General features: G+C 61.2%; 16 protein-coding genes. 6 read left to right on the forward strand and 10 right to left on the reverse strand.

Annotation, left to right across the window (positions count from 1 at the left end; all coding sequences use genetic code 11):
* Positions 1-92: 92 nt before the first annotated feature.
* Positions 93-932, reverse strand: coding sequence for an iron uptake transporter permease EfeU (gene efeU, locus ACA066_RS13135; RefSeq protein WP_497699569.1), 840 nt, complete (start codon positions 930-932; stop codon positions 93-95).
* A gap of 300 nt (positions 933-1,232) precedes the next feature.
* Between efeU and ACA066_RS13140 the strand changes: the two genes are divergently transcribed.
* From ACA066_RS13140 to ACA066_RS13165, 6 genes are all read left to right on the forward strand, one after another.
* On the forward strand, positions 1,233-2,249 hold the full coding sequence (locus ACA066_RS13140; RefSeq protein WP_497699570.1) for an AraC family transcriptional regulator: 1,017 nt from the start codon (positions 1,233-1,235) through the stop codon (positions 2,247-2,249).
* 250 nt (positions 2,250-2,499) lie between these two features.
* On the forward strand, positions 2,500-4,164 hold the full coding sequence (locus tag ACA066_RS13145) for an AMP-binding protein (RefSeq protein ID WP_497699571.1): 1,665 nt from the start codon (positions 2,500-2,502) through the stop codon (positions 4,162-4,164).
* Between the two features lie 16 nt (positions 4,165-4,180).
* Positions 4,181-4,942 (forward strand): SDR family NAD(P)-dependent oxidoreductase, encoded by a 762-nt coding sequence (locus ACA066_RS13150; RefSeq protein WP_497699866.1) that lies wholly within the window; start codon positions 4,181-4,183, stop codon positions 4,940-4,942.
* Positions 4,943-4,954: 12 nt separating this feature from the next.
* Complete coding sequence (locus tag ACA066_RS13155; RefSeq protein ID WP_497699572.1) at positions 4,955-6,148, forward strand: acetyl-CoA C-acyltransferase; 1,194 nt, start codon at positions 4,955-4,957, stop codon at positions 6,146-6,148.
* 140 nt (positions 6,149-6,288) lie between these two features.
* Positions 6,289-7,416: an acyl-CoA dehydrogenase gene (locus ACA066_RS13160; RefSeq protein ID WP_084320699.1), complete on the forward strand. Its 1,128-nt coding sequence runs from the start codon at positions 6,289-6,291 to the stop codon at positions 7,414-7,416.
* Between the two features lie 13 nt (positions 7,417-7,429).
* A complete protein-coding gene (locus tag ACA066_RS13165; protein WP_008038367.1) occupies positions 7,430-8,203 on the forward strand; it encodes an enoyl-CoA hydratase in 774 nt (257 codons plus the stop codon).
* 166 nt (positions 8,204-8,369) lie between these two features.
* Here the strand turns inward: ACA066_RS13165 and ACA066_RS13170 are convergent, their stop codons facing one another.
* The 9 genes from ACA066_RS13170 to ACA066_RS13210 form a co-directional block, all read right to left on the reverse strand.
* Positions 8,370-9,521: an acyl-CoA dehydrogenase family protein gene (locus tag ACA066_RS13170; protein ID WP_497699573.1), complete on the reverse strand. Its 1,152-nt coding sequence runs from the start codon at positions 9,519-9,521 to the stop codon at positions 8,370-8,372.
* Between the two features lie 3 nt (positions 9,522-9,524).
* A complete protein-coding gene (locus ACA066_RS13175) occupies positions 9,525-10,631 on the reverse strand; it encodes an enoyl-CoA hydratase/isomerase family protein (RefSeq protein WP_497699574.1) in 1,107 nt (368 codons plus the stop codon).
* A gap of 155 nt (positions 10,632-10,786) precedes the next feature.
* Complete coding sequence (locus ACA066_RS13180; protein ID WP_497699575.1) at positions 10,787-11,494, reverse strand: HPP family protein; 708 nt, start codon at positions 11,492-11,494, stop codon at positions 10,787-10,789.
* A gap of 158 nt (positions 11,495-11,652) precedes the next feature.
* Positions 11,653-12,831, reverse strand: a complete 1,179-nt coding sequence (locus ACA066_RS13185) for an MFS transporter (RefSeq protein WP_497699576.1) — start codon at positions 12,829-12,831, stop codon at positions 11,653-11,655.
* A gap of 165 nt (positions 12,832-12,996) precedes the next feature.
* A complete protein-coding gene (locus ACA066_RS13190) occupies positions 12,997-14,346 on the reverse strand; it encodes an MmgE/PrpD family protein (protein ID WP_497699577.1) in 1,350 nt (449 codons plus the stop codon).
* Entirely contained in the window at positions 14,343-15,230 is an 888-nt protein-coding gene (locus tag ACA066_RS13195) for a polysaccharide deacetylase family protein (RefSeq protein WP_497699578.1), read from the reverse strand. Before ACA066_RS13195 ends, ACA066_RS13190 begins: the two co-directional genes overlap by 4 nt.
* Positions 15,223-16,071 carry a polysaccharide deacetylase family protein gene (locus ACA066_RS13200; RefSeq protein ID WP_497699579.1) on the reverse strand — a complete coding sequence of 283 codons (849 nt, stop codon included), beginning with the start codon at positions 16,069-16,071 and terminating at the stop codon, positions 15,223-15,225. Before ACA066_RS13200 ends, ACA066_RS13195 begins: the two co-directional genes overlap by 8 nt.
* Before the next feature lie 114 nt (positions 16,072-16,185).
* Positions 16,186-17,010 (reverse strand): ABC transporter substrate-binding protein, encoded by an 825-nt coding sequence (locus tag ACA066_RS13205; RefSeq protein ID WP_497699580.1) that lies wholly within the window; start codon positions 17,008-17,010, stop codon positions 16,186-16,188.
* Between the two features lie 38 nt (positions 17,011-17,048).
* Positions 17,049-17,813 carry an amino acid ABC transporter ATP-binding protein gene (locus ACA066_RS13210; RefSeq protein WP_497699581.1) on the reverse strand — a complete coding sequence of 255 codons (765 nt, stop codon included), beginning with the start codon at positions 17,811-17,813 and terminating at the stop codon, positions 17,049-17,051.
* Position 17,814: the final 1 nt, after the last annotated feature.

Genomic DNA, 17,814 nt, shown 5'->3' on the forward strand with positions numbered 1-17,814 from the left:
GAATCATTGCTGGAAATCGCAACCCTGTAGGAGCGAGCTCGCTCGCGAAAACACCACAGGCGCCGCTGTACATCTGGTTTTGCGCGTTATCGTTAACGACCATCGCGAGCAAGCTCGCTCCTACAGGGGGGCGGGGCGGGCATGAAGAACATCACCAGCGCCACCACCAGGTAAATCAGATAAGCGCCGAGGGTGCTGACAGTCGGCGCATCCTGATACCCGAACATGCCGGCCAGCACCGAACCCAGCGGGCCGTCCATCGGCAGCGTGGCGCTGAAATCGAACAGCACGGTTTGCAGGTGATTCCAGACCCCGGCTTCATGCAGCGCTTGTACGGAGTTGGCGAGGATCCCGGCAGCCACCACGAGGATGAACAGGCCGGTCCAGCGGAAGAACGCGCCGAGGTTCAGGCGCATGCTGCCGGTGTAGATCAGGAAACCGACGATGATCGCCAGGATCAGACCGAGCAGGGCACCGATCGGCGCGGCCGGGCCTTCGCTTTGCTGGAACACCGCGAGCAGGAAGAACACCGTTTCCAGGCCTTCCCGGGCGACGGCGAAAAACACCATGGCGATCAGCGCTGTCACCTGATGTCTGGAACCGGTCAACGCGTGATCGAGGGAGGCGTGCAGCGAATGCTTGATCGAACGCGCCACCTTGCGCATCCAGAACACCATGGAACTGAGAATGCCGACGGCGACCAGGCCGACCACGCCTTCGAACAGTTCCTGTTGTTTCTGCGGAAATTCGGCGCTGACCAGCTCCAGGCCACCACCCACCAGCAGGGCCAGTGCAGCAGCGAGGAATACGCCAATCCACACGGCGGGCATCCATTGGCCGCGGCCGGTTTGTTTGAGGTAGCTGGCGATGATGCCAACGATCAATGCGGCCTCAATGCCTTCGCGCAGCATGATCAGAAAAGGAACAAGCATTCAGCACCGTCTCGGAATTAGATAGGGTGCTAATTTGTAACATAATGACACTCATTCCCAAATAGCAATCATTGACATTAACCTGAACCTAAGCTGAACAACCTTAAGATCACCTCGTCTCTGTAGGAGCAAGGCTTGCCCGCGAAGAACGATGATGCGGTTTCACGGCAAGACCGAGTCGACTGCTTCGCGGGCAAGCCTTGCTCCTACAGGGATTTTCGGTGCCCACAAGTGATCTGCGCCGGGCTGTTGGCTGCGCTAATATGCCCACCACTCAAACAACAGGGCACACCCCGCTCAATGTCGGAAAAAGACACCATCTCCATTCAACTGGTGCGTGAAGCGCTGTTGCAAAGTTGCGCCCCCGGCGCCGCCACCGACGAGGTGTTGAACAAGGTCGGCATCGATCCGGCGCTGCTCGAATCGTCCACAGCCCGCGTGCCGGCCACCGCGTACGCACGGCTTTGGCGCTTACTGGCCCGGCGTCGGGACGATGAGTTTTTTGGCATGGACCCGCGCAAGCTCAAATCCGGCAGTCTGGCGTTTCTGTGCCGCTGCTCCATGGTCCAGCCGAGCCTCGCCGCCGGGCTGACCTCGGGGCTGGGGTTTCTGTCGTTGATGCTCGAACACCTGCCCGCGCAGCTGGTTCGCCAGCAAAGCCTCGCGGAGATCGTGCTTTTGGAAGACGACCAGGACCCGCGTCGCGCCTTTACCTATTTCACCTACTGGATGATCGTTCACGGCGTGGCCTGTTGGCTGGCGGGGCGACGGATTCCGATTCTGGCCATCGAGTTGCGCTGCCCGCAGCCGGATTTCTGTGACGACTATCAGGTGATGTTCTCCGAAAACCTGCGTTTCGACCGGCCGCGCACCCGGATGATCTTCTCGGCCGATTGCCTGGATTTGCCGATCAAACGTAGCGCGGAAGAACTCAAGCGATTCCTGGCCCATGCGCCGGCCAATATTCTGGTCAAGTACCGCGACCCGGAGAGCCTCGCCAGTCGCATCAAGCACGATTTGCGGCAATTGCCCGCCGAACAATGGCCGGAGACCGAACCTCTGGCGCAACGACTGTGCATGTCGGCCTCGACCTTGCGTCGGCGGCTGGCGGAAGAGGGGCAGACGTATCAGGGGCTCAAGGACAGCGTGCGCAAGGAATTGGCCATCGTCTGGCTGGCTGAACCGAGTATCAGCTTTGCCGAGATCGCCACGCGGCTGGGGTTTGCCGATGCGAGTTCGTTCTACAAGGCGTTTCGCAAGTGGTCGGGGTCGAATCCGGGGCATTATCGGAGTTTGATTCTGAACGAGGCTGACTGATCCAGACCTTGTATGGATACAGCCGGCCTCTTCGCGAGCAGGCTCGCTCCCACAGGGGAAATGCATTCCAAATGTGGGAGCGAGCCTGCTCGCGAAGAGGCCCTTACAGGCACCACACCTCTCAAACCTTGGCCAAACCAGTCAGACAACTTGATAGCTTTGACCATTGCCCCACCCCCCGCGCAGAGCGAGTATTTCCCTGTTGGTTACGGTTCCCCCAACCTAATAAAAATACAGAGGGATTCTGGCAATGCGCGATTACTTGTCTGCCACGTCACAGTTCAATTATCAGCACACCGTCGACGCCGCACTCGCGGGCGATCTGACGGTCCTCAATGCCTGCGTCGAGTGTTGCGACCGGCATGCATTGCCAGGTCGTATCGCGCTGTTCTGGGAAGGCCGCGACGGCGCCAGTGCGACGTACACCTTCAGCGACCTGCAGGACAAGGCTGCGCGTTTCGCCAATTTCCTCCTGGCGCAGGGCGTGAAGAAAGGCGACAAGGTCGCCGGCCTCCTGCCGCGCAATATCGAATTATTGATTACCGTGTTCGCCACCTGGCGCATCGGCGCGGTGTATCAACCGCTGTTCACCGCGTTCGGCCCCAAAGCCATTGAGCACCGCCTGAGCAGTTCCGGCGCCAAAGTGGTGGTGACCGACGCGGTCAACCGCTCCAAACTCGCTGAAGTTGCCGACTGTCCGACCATCGTCACTGTCGGTGGCGCGAAAGGCCAGGGCATTGTCCGTGGTGATTTCAGTTTCTGGGCCGAACTGGCCAACTATTCCCCTGATTGCGAACCGGTGCTGCTGACCGGCGAAGACCCGTTCCTGCTGATGTTCACCTCGGGCACCACCGGTCCCTCGAAAGCATTGTCCGTGCCGCTCAAGGCCATCGTCGCCTTCCAGAGCTACACCCGTGACGCCGTCGACTTGCGCCCGGAAGACGCATTCTGGAACGTCGCCGATCCGGGCTGGGCGTACGGCATCTATTTCGGCGTTACCGGACCGATGTCGATGGGGCATCCGATCACCTTTTACGATGGCCCGTTCACCCTCGAAAGCACCTGCCGGGTGATCAACAAATACGGGATCACCAACCTCACCGGGTCGCCGACTGCGTATCGCCTGCTGATCGCCGGCGGTGACGAGTTCGCCAAATCGATCAAGGGTAAATTGCGCATCGTCAGCAGTGCCGGCGAGCCGTTGAACCCGGAAGTGATCCGCTGGTTCGCCGATAACCTCGGCGTGGTGATTCATGACCATTATGGCCAGACCGAATTGGGCATGGTCCTGTGCAACCACCACGGCCTCGAACACCCGATACACATGGGTGCCGCCGGTTTTGCCTCGCCGGGCCACCGCATCGTGGTGCTCGACGACGAGAACAAGGAACTGGGCGTCGGCCAGCCGGGCATCCTGGCCATCGACCGCACCCAGTCGCCGATGTGCTGGTTCGCCGGTTACGAAGGCGCGCCCACCAAGGCCTTCGTCGGCAACTATTACCTGAGCGGCGACACCGTCGAGTGGAACCCGGACGGCAGCATCAGCTTCGTCGGCCGCAGTGATGACGTGATCACCACCTCCGGCTACCGCGTCGGCCCGTTCGACGTCGAAAGCGCGTTGATCGAACACCCGGCCGTGGTCGAAGCGGCGGTGGTGGGCAAGCCCGACCCGGAGCGCACTGAGCTGGTCAAAGCGTTCGTCGTGCTCAGCGCGCAATACCGCGCCGCACCCGAACTGGCCGAAGAGCTGCGCCAACACGTGCGCAAGCGCCTGGCCGCGCACTCGTACCCCCGTGAAATCGAATTTGTCAGTGAGTTGCCGAAAACCCCAAGCGGCAAATTGCAGCGCTTTATCTTGCGCAACCAGGAAATCGCCAAGGCTCAAGAGGCTGCGGCGAAGAACGTTTCAGCTTGAATCCAAGGAAACAATGATGCAGATCGAAAACAAGGTTTTTCTCGTCACCGGTGGTGCCTCCGGGCTCGGCGCGGCCACGGCTGAAATGCTGGTCGCGGCCGGCGCCAAAGTGATGCTGGTGGACATGAACGCCGACGCCGTTGCAGCTCAGGCCGAACGTCTGGGTGCGCAAAGCGTGGTCGCGGACATCAGCAACGAAGCGGCAGCTGAGGCGGCGGTGCAGGCGACAGTCAAAGCCTTCGGCGGCCTGAACGGTCTGGTCAACTGCGCCGGCATCGTCCGTGGCGAGAAGATCCTCGGCAAGAACGGCCCGCACGCGCTGGCCAGTTTCAGCCAGGTGATCAACGTCAACCTGATCGGCAGCTTTAACATGCTGCGTCTGGCGTCGGCGGCCATCGCCGAAACCGAGCCGGATGTCGATGGCGAGCGCGGGGTGATCATTAACACCGCGTCGGCTGCGGCCTACGACGGTCAGATCGGCCAGGCGGCTTATGCCGCGTCCAAAGGCGCGATCGTCAGCCTGACCTTGCCCGCTGCCCGTGAGCTGGCGCGCTTCGGCATTCGCGTGATGACCATCGCTCCGGGTATTTTCGAAACGCCGATGATGGCCGGCATGACCCAGGACGTCCGCGATTCCCTTGCCGCTGGCGTGCCGTTTCCGCCACGTTTGGGCAAACCGGGCGAGTATGCCGCGCTGGTCAGGCATATCATTGAAAACAGCATGCTCAATGGCGAGGTGATCCGTCTCGACGGTGCCTTGCGCATGGCCGCCAAGTAAGGAGGATTTGTCATGACCCTTTCCAACGATCCCATTGTTATCGTCAGCGCCGTCCGCACCCCGATGGGTGGTTTCCAGGGCGAACTGAAAAGCCTGACCGCGCCACAACTGGGCGCCGCCGCCATTCGTGCCGCTGTTGAACGCGCCGGTGTGGCGCCGGATGCGGTTGAAGAAGTGTTGTTCGGCTGCGTGCTGCCCGCCGGTCTCGGCCAGGCCCCGGCGCGTCAGGCTGCACTGGGCGCCGGGCTGGATAAATCGACCCGCTGCACCACCCTGAATAAAATGTGCGGTTCCGGCATGGAAGCGGCCATCCTGGCCCACGACATGCTGGTCGCCGGCAGCGCCGATGTTGTCGTCGCCGGCGGCATGGAAAGCATGTCCAACGCGCCGTACCTGCTGGACCGCGCCCGCAGCGGTTACCGCATGGGCCACGGCCGTGTGCTCGATTCCATGTTCCTCGATGGCCTGGAAGACGCCTACGACAAGGGCCGCCTGATGGGCACCTTCGCCGAGGACTGCGCCGAAACCAACGGCTTCAGCCGCGAAGCTCAGGATGCGTTTGCCATCGCGTCGACCACCCGCGCACAGCAGGCGATCAAGGACGGCAGCTTCAAGGACGAAATCGTTCCGCTGACCGTAACCGTCGGCAAAGAGCAGGTGGTGATCAGCAATGACGAGCAACCACCGAAAGCCAAACTGGACAAGATCGCCTCGCTGAAACCGGCGTTCCGTGAAGGCGGCACCGTGACAGCGGCCAACTCCAGTTCTATTTCCGATGGCGCCGCGGCACTGGTGTTGATGCGCCGTTCCGAAGCTGAAAAACGCGGTTTGAAACCACTCGCGGTGATCCATGGCCACGCGGCATTCGCCGACACGCCGGGCCTGTTCCCGGTGGCACCGATCGGCGCAATCAAGCGGCTGATGAAGAAAACCGGCTGGTCGCTGAACGACGTCGATCTGGTCGAAGTCAACGAAGCGTTTGCCGTGGTTGGCATGGCAGCGATGACCCATCTGGAAATCCCTCACGAGAAACTCAACGTTCACGGTGGTGCCTGCGCCCTGGGCCACCCGATCGGTGCGTCCGGCGCGCGGATTCTGGTGACCTTGCTCTCGGCCCTGCGCCAGAAAGGCCTGAAACGTGGCGTCGCAGCTATTTGCATCGGTGGCGGTGAGGCCACGGCAATGGCCGTGGAATGCCTGTACTAGGCCAACCTCACCCCTGTGGGAGCCAGCCTGCTGGCGATGACGGTGTGTCATAAAAGTAGAAACTGACTGACACGACGCCATCGCCAGCAGGCTGGCTCCCACAGAGTTCTGTGTCGTACCCCGGATTTTAAGGATTCACCATGATTCCCAATGACGACCAACAACAGATCCGCGACATGGCCCGGCAGTTTGCCCAGGAGCGGCTGAAACCGTTCGCCGCCGAGTGGGACCGCGAGCACCGTTTCCCCAAGGAAGCCATCGGCGAGATGGCCGAACTGGGTTTCTTCGGCATGCTGGTGCCGGAGCAGTGGGGCGGTTGCGACACCGGTTACCTGGCCTACGCCATGGCGCTGGAAGAAATCGCCGCCGGCGACGGCGCCTGCTCGACCATCATGAGCGTGCACAACTCGGTCGGTTGCGTGCCGATCCTCAACTACGGCAACGACGATCAGAAAGAGCGCTTCCTCAAGCCGCTGGCCAGCGGTGCAATGCTTGGCGCCTTCGCGTTGACCGAGCCACAAGCCGGCTCCGATGCCAGCGGTTTGAAAACCCGCGCACGTCTCGAAGGCGATCACTACGTTCTCAATGGCTGCAAGCAGTTCATCACCTCCGGGCAGAACGCCGGGGTGGTGATCGTGTTTGCGGTGACGGACCCAAGTGCCGGCAAACGCGGGATCACCGCGCTGATCGTGCCGACCGATTCGCCGGGCTATAAAGTCGCCCGCGTCGAAGACAAACTCGGCCAGCACGCCTCCGACACCTGCCAGATTCTGTTCGAAGACGTCAAAGTGCCGGTGGCCAACCGACTGGGCGAGGAGGGCGAAGGCTACCGGATCGCCCTCGCCAACCTCGAAGGCGGCCGCGTGGGCATCGCCTCACAATCGGTGGGCATGGCCCGCGCCGCGTTTGAAGCGGCCCGGGATTACGCCCGTGAGCGCGAGAGTTTCGGCAAACCGATCATCGAACACCAGGCCGTCGCGTTTCGCCTGGCGGACATGGCGACCCAGATCGCCGTTGCCCGGCAGATGGTGCATTACGCCGCAGCGTTGCGTGACAGCGGTAAACCGGCGCTGGTCGAAGCCTCCATGGCCAAGCTGTTCGCCTCGGAAATGGCTGAAAAGGTCTGCTCCGCCGCATTGCAAACCCTCGGCGGTTACGGTTACCTGAACGACTTCCCGCTGGAGCGGATCTACCGCGACGTGCGGGTGTGCCAGATCTACGAAGGCACCAGTGATATTCAGCGCATGGTCATTTCGCGCAGTCTTTAAGAAGGAGTCCATTGTGAGTTACGAAACGATTTTGCTGGAAACCCACGGCCGTGTCGGCCTGATCACCCTGAACCGTCCGCAGGCGCTGAACGCGCTGAACGCGCAGATCGTCAGCGAACTGAACCACGCCCTCGATGGCCTGGAAGCGGATTCGAACATCGGTTGCATCGTGCTGACCGGCTCGAAGAAAGCCTTCGCCGCCGGTGCCGACATCAAGGAAATGGCCGAGCTGACCTACCCGCAGATCTACCTCGATGATTTGTTCAGCGACAGTGATCGCGTGGCTAACCGCCGTAAGCCGATCATCGCCGCAGTTAACGGTTTTGCCTTGGGCGGTGGCTGCGAGCTGGCGTTGATGTGCGATTTCATCCTGGCAGGTGACAACGCGAAGTTCGGTCAACCGGAAATCAACCTCGGCGTGCTGCCGGGCATGGGCGGCACCCAGCGCCTGACTCGCGCAGTCGGTAAAGCCAAGGCGATGGAAATGTGCCTGAGCGGGCGTTTGATTGATGCGGTTGAAGCGGAGCGTTGCGGGATTGTCGCGCGGATCGTGCCGGCGGATGAATTGCTGGAGGAAGCGCTGAAAGTCGCGGCGTTGATCGCCAAGAAGTCGTTGCCGATTGCGATGATGGTCAAGGAAAGCGTCAACCGCGCGTTTGAGGTGAGCCTGTCGGAAGGCGTGCGCTTTGAACGTCGGGTGTTCCATGCGGCGTTTGCGACGCAGGATCAGAAGGAAGGGATGGCGGCGTTTATTGCCAAGCGTGAGGCGGAGTTCGTCGGTAAGTGATGCGGCGTCTTCAATGACCCCCTCGCGAGCAGGCTCGCTCCCACAAGGGAACGCAAATCCCCGTAGGAGCGAGCTTGCTCGCGAAAAAGGCAAGGGCACCGCGTTTGTTCAGACACCCCACGTCATCGTTGATCACCATCGCGAGCGAGCTCGCTCCTACAGGGCTTCACACCTGATAGTTTTTCAGCTCCCGGGCAATCACCATCCGCTGTATCTCGCTCGACCCTTCATAGATCTGCGTAATCCGCGCATCCCGGTAATAACGCTCCACCGGGTAATCCTCCAGATACCCATAGCCGCCATGAATTTGCATCGCTGACGAGCAGACCTTTTCAGCCATTTCCGACGCAAACAGCTTGGCCTGCGAAGCCTCTGACAAACACGGCTTGCCCGCACTGCGCAACCGCGCGGCATGCAGGATCAGCAACCGCGCCGCGTTCAGGCGGGTGTGCATGTCGGCCAGCATATTGGCAATGCTCTGGTGCTCGATGATCGGCTTGTCGAACTGCACGCGATCACGGGAGTAGGCCAGCGCCGCCTCGAACGCAGCACGCGCGATGCCCAGCGCCTGCGCGGCGATGCCAATGCGTCCGCCTTCGAGGTTGGACAGCGCAATGGCCAGGCCTTTACCGCGTTCACCCAACAGATTGGCTTCGGGAATGGCGCAGTTGCTCAGGGTCACCGCACAGGTATCGGAAGCACGGATGCCCATCTTGTGTTCGGTGCGATCAACGATGAAACCGGCGGTATCGGTTGGCACCAGAAACGCTGAAATACCACGCTTGCCCAGATCCGGATCGGTCACGGCAAACACGATCGCCAGTTTCGCCCGTTTGCCGTTGCTGACAAATTGCTTGGCGCCGTTGATCACCCACTGGCCGTCGCGCAGTTCGGCGCGGGTGCGCAGGTTGTGCGCTTCGGAGCCGGCTTGCGGCTCGGTCAGGCAGAAGCAGCCGATGGTCTGACCGCTGGCGAGATCCGGCAACCAGGTCTGTTTCTGCTCTTCGGTGCCGTAATTCAGAACCGGGCCGCAACCCACGGAATTGTGGATGCTCATCAGTGCGCCCGTGGCGCCGTCGCCGGCGGAAATCTCTTCCACCGCCAGGGCATAGGCGACGTAATCGACGTAAGTGCCGCCCCATTCCTCAGGCACCACCATGCCCAGCAGGCCCAATTCGCCCATCTTCGCTACCAGGCCATCATCGATCCAGCCGGCCTTTTCCCAGGCTTGCGCATGGGGCGCGATTTCGCCGCGGGCAAAATCCCGGGCCATGTCGCGGATCATGACTTGTTCTTCGCTCAATTCGATATCGTGCATGGCTCAGCTCCCGCTCCGGTCAAACCCTGTGAAGAAACTCGCGACGTGCTCGGCGTCCAGCGCCTGCAAGGTCGGCGGGTTCCAGCGCGGTTTCTTGTCTTTGTCGATCAGCAAGGCGCGTACGCCTTCGATCAGGTCGCCGCGCTCGAACCACTGACGGTCCAGGTGCAGCTCAAGGGCGAAGCAGTCTTCCAGACTCAGGTGCCGGCCGCGACGGAGCATTTCCAGGGTCACGCCCATGGCCAGCGGTGAACGGCTTTCCAGCAGGTCAGCCGTGGTAGTCGCCCATTCATGGCTGTCGGCAACCGTGACTTCGCGCAGTAGCTCAACAATACTCGGCACGTCGGGCAGGGCGAAGAAGTGATCGATGGCCGGGCGCAGTTTGCTCAGTGGCGCATCGGGCAATTGCTGCACCGCGAGTTGCGCCAGCAGACCTTGCAGGTCTTTTAACGGCGTGTCGCGCCACGTCAGTTGATCGAGGTGCTCGTCCAGGATCGCCAGTTTTTCGCTGTCCAGATACCAGTCGGCCAACCCGCAATAGAGGGCGTCGGCTGCGCGAATCTGCACGCCGCTGACGCCGAGGTAAATACCCAGTTCGCCGGGCACGCGGGGCAGGAAATGACTGCCGCCCACATCCGGGAAGTAACCGATCGCCACTTCCGGCATCGCCAGACGGCTTTTCTCGGTCACCACCCGCAAGTCGGCGCCTTGCACCAGCCCCATGCCGCCACCCAGGACAAAACCGTCCATCAAGGCGAGTACGGGTTTGCGGTAATGGTGGATAGCGAGGTCGAGGGCGTATTCCTCGACAAAGAAATCTTCGTGCAGCGTGCCGCCATTCTTGAAGCTGCCATACAGCGAGCGGATGTCGCCGCCGGCACAGAAGGCTTTCTCGCCAGCGCCGCGCAAAACCACGGCGTGAATCTGCGGATCGTTTGCCCAGGCGTCAAGCTGGCGGTGCAGGTGGCGGACCATGTCCAGAGTGATCGCGTTGAGACCGGCGGGGCGATTGAGGGTCAGGTGACCGATGTGGTTGCGAACCTCGGCCAGCACTTCATTTTGCGTGGCATCCATGGACGAAGTCCCCTTCGATGAAACCTGAGCAGTCATCACTAACTCCCTGCTTTTATTGTTCTTTATAGAGAAGCTCGCGCGCGAGCGATGCTGGATCGTAACAGTGCAAATTTGTGATGTACAACCGGGATATGTGCAGGTTCTTTCTGCATATTTGCCTCACCGCCAATATGGGAGCGGGCTGTGCTGTGTCAGGTTCTACTGCTGAGCACTTCACCAATGCTGCGGCGCTTGGCGTGCAGTTCGCTGGCATGGACCAGTTGCTCGAGGTCTTCCGGGGTGACGTCAATGAAGGCTTCCATGTCCGCCAACGCGAGTTTCAGATCTTGGGCAGTGATGGCCTGGCGATCGATCGGCGGATGATCGGCGGGTACCACGGCCACCGGTTCGCTGGCGCGTTTTGGGTAACGAATGCGCGTCAGGTTGTTATAAACCAGGGCGCTGAACAACATCGTCGAGGCGCCGAGCATCACCGGGGCGAGGGCTTTCCAGTCCAGGGCGATGGTCGCCGGGTCGGCCAACACCAACGTCAGGGCCAATGCGCCGGCCGGCGGATGCAGGCAGCGCAGCCAGCACATCAGAATCAGCGCCATGCCCGCTGCCAGGCAAGCGCTGCCAAGGGTTCGTCCGAGCACATGAGCGGCCAGCAGCGCGACCATGCCGGCGCTCAAGTAGCCACCGAGAATCGACCAGGGTTGCGCCAGTGCGCCGGAGGACACCGCGAACAACAACACCGCCGAGGCACCCAGCGGTCCGATCAGGTGCTGCGCGACTTCGATGCCGAATACCTGGGAGCAGAGCCAGACGCTGAACATCGTGCCCAAGGCCATGCCGATGGCAGCGCGGCTCCATTCCGAGGGGCGGGTGTTGACGGCGGCAGGTAACCAGCGAGCAAGCACTTGGCAAACGACCCATTGAAAAATCGAGGAAAAAAAAAGGCTTAGCTGGGATACCCAGAAAGCCCTTGAAGTTGTTCCAACAATTGGGGGAGGAACGGGGCACAGTGTGCCGTTCATTCCCGATGCTGACAAATTCATATTAATGCAGTTTTAGTGCATTATTTTTGCTGTAAGGCAACTCGGCGCCCACTCATGAAACACAGGAAGCCGCCCATGGCGGTCAGTGCGCTCAAGGCATAAAACATCGTCGGCGCCGGCGTGTGCATCAGCAGGAACCCGCAAATCACCGGGCTCAGCGCACCACCGAGGGCCGCGAGGTTCTGCGCGCCGTAGTAGCTGCCGCGCAATTCCTCAGGCGCCAGGGTGTCGACGAAGAGGAATTCGGCGGGGTAAATGATCATTTCGCCGAGGGTGAAAATGAACATCGCCACGCACCACGACACCAGGCTATCGGCCAGGCTGAAGCCGATCAGGCCGAGGATGAACAGGCTGGTGCCACCGGCAATCCAGTAACGCAGTTGTTCACGCTTGAGGAAACGCCCGATCTGGTATTGCAGCAGGATCACGCTGATGGCATTGCAGGCGAGCAGGGCGGCCATGGTTTCCAGGGCGCGCTTGGAGTCGTGGGTCACCAGCAGGTATTGCGACAGGTACAGGGTGAAACGCCCGTGGACCACGGTGCTGAGCAAACAGCCGCAGGTAAACATGATCAGCGTGCGGTCGTTTTTCAGGGTGATCAGGGTTTTCAGGAAACTCTGTGGCTGACCGATCGCGGGTGTCTGCGCCGAGTCCTTGGGGATTCCGCTCATCAAAAAGATGCTGAAAAACGCGATGGCGCCGGCGATCAGGAACGGCGCAATCGGGTACACCCCGGCAATCACCACGCCGAGCATCGGGCCCGTGGCGTAACCGATGTTGGTCAGGGTGTAGCGCAATGAAAAGGCCTTGGCGCGCTGGCCCATGGGCAGGTTTTCACTGAGGATCGCCTTCGACCCGATCAGGAACAGCGCCGACGCCGTCTCGGTGATCACCAGGGTGAGGGTGGTCAAATACAGGTTCTCGGCGAAGGTCAGCAGCACGAAACCGATGGCGCTGGAGAGCATGGCGAGGATCAGCAGCCGGCGCTTTTCGAGGCGGTCGATGATGTAACCACCGTAAAGCGCGAGCAGGGTGGCGATGAACACCGCGATGCCCAGCAGCAAGCCAACGTCCTGTTGGTTGAGGCCGAGCTTGTTGCTCAGGAATAGCGTAAGCAACGGGCTGGTGATGGCGCGGCTGACGACGATGGTCAGCGAGACGATCATCAATCGGCGGATAACGAGCGAGTAAGTGGCCACGGTGGGGCAAATGTCCTTATTCAGATTTCATGGTGTACGTCGATGTACGTGTCGCGGCCATTCGCGGGCAAGTCGAATCGTCGCACCGCTCGCTCCTACAGGGGCCGCGCAAACCTGTAGGAGCAAGGCTTGCCCGCGAAGAGGCCAGAACAGGCATTGCAAGATTCAAGTCAGCCACCGATCCAGCGACCGAACCGATTCCAACGCTTCCAGCCGCCACAACTGCCCGATCAATTCCTCAGCCTGCGACCTCGGCATCACCCGCCCGGCCAAACTGAAAAACTTCTCCTCCAGCGCCTCGTCACTCAACGGATTCCCCGGCGCCCCCAACGGTGGATCGACACAAAGGCTCGCCCGCCGACCGTCCACGGTCCGCACGCTGACAACAGGCTCGTCATCCTCTGACAGTTGCAGGTCCACTTCAAGGCGAATGCGCGACATCCACTGGGCAATCCGCGGATCGCCTCGCTGTTCATCGTCATAGGCTTCCAGTCGGCAGTGGCCATGCACCAGTCGGGCGGCGAGGGCGTACGGCAGGCTCATCTGCGCCGCCGCCAGCGTGCTCACGTCCTGACCGCTGCACATGTCCTGCAGGAAGCCGCACAGCGACACCTGAATGTCTTCGACCTGATCGACGTTGACCCGCAGTTGGTCCAGCAACAGCCCCAGCGCGTCGATTGCCGAATGCGTCCCTCGGCATGAGGCGTACGGCTTGATCGAACAGCGGGAGAGTTTCCACACGATCCCGAGATCCGCATCCAGCGCCTCGGGTTGAGCCGTCTCAACGGCCAGGGTCTTGAGAAACCCGCCCCAGACGTCATCGAATAACTTCGTCGGCCCCGTGACGCCTTGCAGCGCAAACCGCGCTGCCAGCAGTCCACCCTCGGCCGCGCGACCGCTGTGCAGTTTTTTGCTTTGCGAGCCGTCATGAATGAAGGCCCACAATCCGCCGCTGAAACTGCCGGCGATGCCCAGTGCCGACACCATTTGTTCGACGTTCAAACCCAGGATGAGCCCACTCGCGGCCGCCGCGCCGAATACGCCGCAGGTCGCCGTGGAGTGCCAACCGGCGCCGTTGTGCGCCGAATAACCACCACAGGCTTCAAGCACGCGGCGGCCGACGTCGTAGCCGATGACCACGGCGGTGATCAACTCGCGACCGCTGACAGGCCTTGCAGACATCGAAACAGCGGCCATCACCGCCGGCAACACCACCGCGCCGGAATGATCGCAGCCACCGGTGTCATCCAGTTCCAGCGCATGGGCGGCGACGCCGTTGAGCATGGCGGCCTGAGCGGCGCCGACCCGCACCTCCGTGCCCCAGACCAGCGTGGTGCCGCTTTCACCCTCGAACACCTGACGTGCCTGCTTTGCCACGTCGCTGCCAGCTCCGGCCAGCGTCGCGCCAAAGGTGTCGAGGATGTGCCGCGTGGCTTGCGCCACCAGTACCGGTGGCAAGTTTTCAAATCGTGTGTCGACGCAAAATTGCGCCAGTCGTTGCAGGCGTTCGGTCATAGGAGGTAATCCCGATAGTGCCGCTCGTACACCGACGCCGGGTGATCCTCGGCCACAGGCGGCGCCGATTCAGCCCACCATTGAGCGACGTCGGCACCGGTGGCGATCCACACGTCGTCCGGCTGCTGAATGCCCTGCAGCAATTCGCGCAACACGCCAATCCGTCCCGGTGTGGCAATGATCTCGGGGTGCAGGCGCAGCACATAACACAGCCCGAAGCGGTGAAACCCGGCGAAGTCCATTTGCAGGTTGCCCAGGGTGTGGCTGTAGGACGCGATCCGCGATTGCGCCGGCGGCACCGCCGGGCTCAGGTTGAAGGCGAAGTAGGGTTCATCTTCCAGTTCGTAATGCAATGGCAGCTCGATCACGCCGGGCGCCGTGGGGTGAGCGAACGGCAAATCATCGCCACGCCACGAGGAAGACCAGCGAATGCCTTGATCCCGTAGTGCCTCGATGAACCCCGGTGCACCGTTGCCGGCCGGAATGCGAAACCCGGTCGGGCGTTGACCGGTCAGCGCTTCCAACGCTTCGCAGCCACGGGCGATCTCGGCGCTCTGCTGCTTCAGATCGAGTGTGTCGTAGTTCTGGTGACGATACCCGGCGCAGGCAATCTCATGCCCGCCCGCCTGAATCGCCCGGATGTGTTCCGGGTTCTCCTCGGCAACGATGCCGGGGACAAACCAGCTGCTGCACACACCCAGTTTTTCGAACAGGCCAAGCAAGCGGTCGACGCCGCGTTGAGTGCCGTAACGCCAGACTGACAGCGTCTTGTCGCGCCCGGCGACTTCGGGCGCCTGGGTGAGAATGCCGTGGATGTCGTTGTAATCGACGGTCAGCACCACGGCGCAGCGATAGCCTTTGGGCCAGAGAGTGGAATCAGCCATGGTGATGCTCCTTCAGCCACCACTGGGCGACATCGCGGCAGGTGGCGAACCACACGTCGTTGCGCTGGCGCATGTGTTCGAATAGTTTTTCCAGCAACAGGATGCGTCCTGGTTTGCCAGTGATCTTGGGGTGGAACAGGGTGGTCAGGCACAACCCTTCATTCATGGCGCCGTCGTATTCGCGGCACCAGTTGTCCAGGGTCAGCTCATAACTGGCGGTGCGGTCCAGCCCGGAAGGGAAGTCCGGCGCACGGGTGTAGGCGAGGGAGGCGTAGTCGTCCATTTCCCAGCGGCCGGGGATTTCCACCAGCGGCGTATCGAACCCGGGGACGTTGACCAGATAGGGCCGGTCATCGCCGCGCATGCTGCTGGAATAGGTCACGCCGGCTTCCACCAGCATCGCCGGTGTCTCGGCGCGCCAGTCGCCGGACGGCGTGCGGAAACCTTCGGCGCGGATGTTCAGGTGTTTCCAGAACACCTCGCGGGATTTGTTCATCACGTCCTTTTGCTGTTCCAGCGTCAGGGCGTAAAAGGATTCGTGTTTGTAGCCGTGGTACGCCACCTCATGCCCGCGTTCGACGATCGCCTGGCACTGTTTCGGCCAGTTCTCCACGACCCAGGCCGGGACGAAAAAAGTGGTCGGTATCCGGAACTCATCGAGCAGATCAAGAATCCGCGGCAGCGCTCGGTAAGGGCCATAACCACCGAAACCGAAGTATTCGGGCTTGTGCCAGATCGAGCCGTTGAGCATCGCATCGCCGGTCGGGCCATCGAGGTCGAAGGCCAGGGCGAGGCAGGCTTTATGCTGGTCGGGCCAGGTGGGTTGGGGTGAGCCGAGCATTGTGGCGCTCCGTACTTGAATAGTGTTGTTGCAACCGATCCTGAGCATGGCTTGCCCGCGATGGCGTCCTCAGGTGCGCCATCGCCGGCAAGCCGTGCTCCTACAGGGCAAGCATTACTTGCCGGCGTTGATGGTTGCAGTCTTGATCGCGCCCAGTTCCAGATCCCATTTCTTCAGGATCGCCTGATAGCTGCCGTCATCGATCATGCTCTGCAACGCGACCTTCACCGCTTCGCTCAGCTCAGGCTTTTTCTTGCTCAGACCCATGCCGGAGAACTGCACGGAAATCGGCTGGCCGACCGTTTTGTACATGTCCTTTTCCTGAGTCTTCAGGTACGACAGGGTTTCGCTGCCTTGCATCGCCGCATCGATACGGCTCTGACGCAGTTGCGCGCGGGCATCCGCCGAACCTTCGGTGCCAATCACCACGATGGCCGGTTTGCCGGCGGCTTCACAGTTGGCCTTGCTGTATTCAGCGATTTCCGCCGGGAAAGTGGTGCGGCGGCTGGTGCCGACTTTCTTGCCGCACAGGTCGGTGATTTCGTTGAAGTCCTTGTTCTTCTGCAGGGTGTAGAACTGCGGACCGCTGGTGAAATAGTCGACGAAGGTCACGCTGGCCTGACGCTCTTTGGTGTCGGTCATGCCCGACAGCACCATGTCGACGCGGTCGGTGGTCAGGGCGTTGATCATTTGTTCGAAGCCGGTTTCCTGCCACTTGATCTTCACACCCAGGCGTTCGGCCAGGGCATTGCCCAGATCAACGTCCACGCCGGTGAGGGTATTGGTGGCCGGGTCCTTGAAATCCATCGGCGGGTAGTTCGGCATGATCGCGACGACGATCTCGCCTTTTTCCTTGATGCTGGCCGGCAATTCGGCGGCGAAGCTGACGCTGGAAGCCATCAGGCCTGCGAGTACTGCTGGGATAACGATGTTCTTCATGGTCGTTCTCTTATGAGTGTTGTTACGCCAACCGGCGCTTAGGTTCGAACGGCAGAAATGAAGCTTTGGGTGCGTGGGTTTTGCGGACTTATTAGTATTTCTTCGGGGCTTCCTGCCTCCACGATCTGTCCGCCGTCCATGAACACCATGCGGTTGGAAACCTCACGGGCGAAGCCCAGTTCATGGGTGACGACGATCATGGTCATGCCGGTTTGCGCCAGATCGCGCATCACCGACAGCACCTCACCGACCAGCTCCGGGTCGAGTGCCGAAGTGGGTTCATCGAACAGCATCAGCTTGGGCCGCATGGCCAGGGCACGGGCAATGGCGACGCGTTGTTGCTGACCGCCCGAAAGCTCGATCGGGTAGCTGTTGCGCTTGTCGGCCAGGCCGACGCGGGCGAGCAGTTCCACGGCTTCTTCGTGCGCCTCTTTGGGCGAACGCTTGAGCACCTGGCACGGCCCTTCGATGATGTTTTGAAGCACAGTCATGTGCGGGAACAGGTTGAAACGCTGGAACACCATGCCGGTGGACAGGCGTTGACGGGCGATCTGCGCTTCGTTGAGTTCGTGCAGTTTGTTGCCGGCGATGCGGTAACCCACCAGTTCGCCGTCGACCCACAGGCCGCCCTTGTCGATTTTCTCCAGCTGGTTGATGCAACGCAGCAAGGTGCTTTTACCGGAGCCGGACGGGCCGATGATGCACAGCACTTCGCCTTGCTCGACTTCGATGTTGACGTCCTTGAGCGCGTGGAAATGGTCGTAGTACTTGTTCAGGCTCACGGCCTTGACGATGCTTCTCATG

The organism is Pseudomonas sp. LBUM1651 (assembly GCF_059716135.1).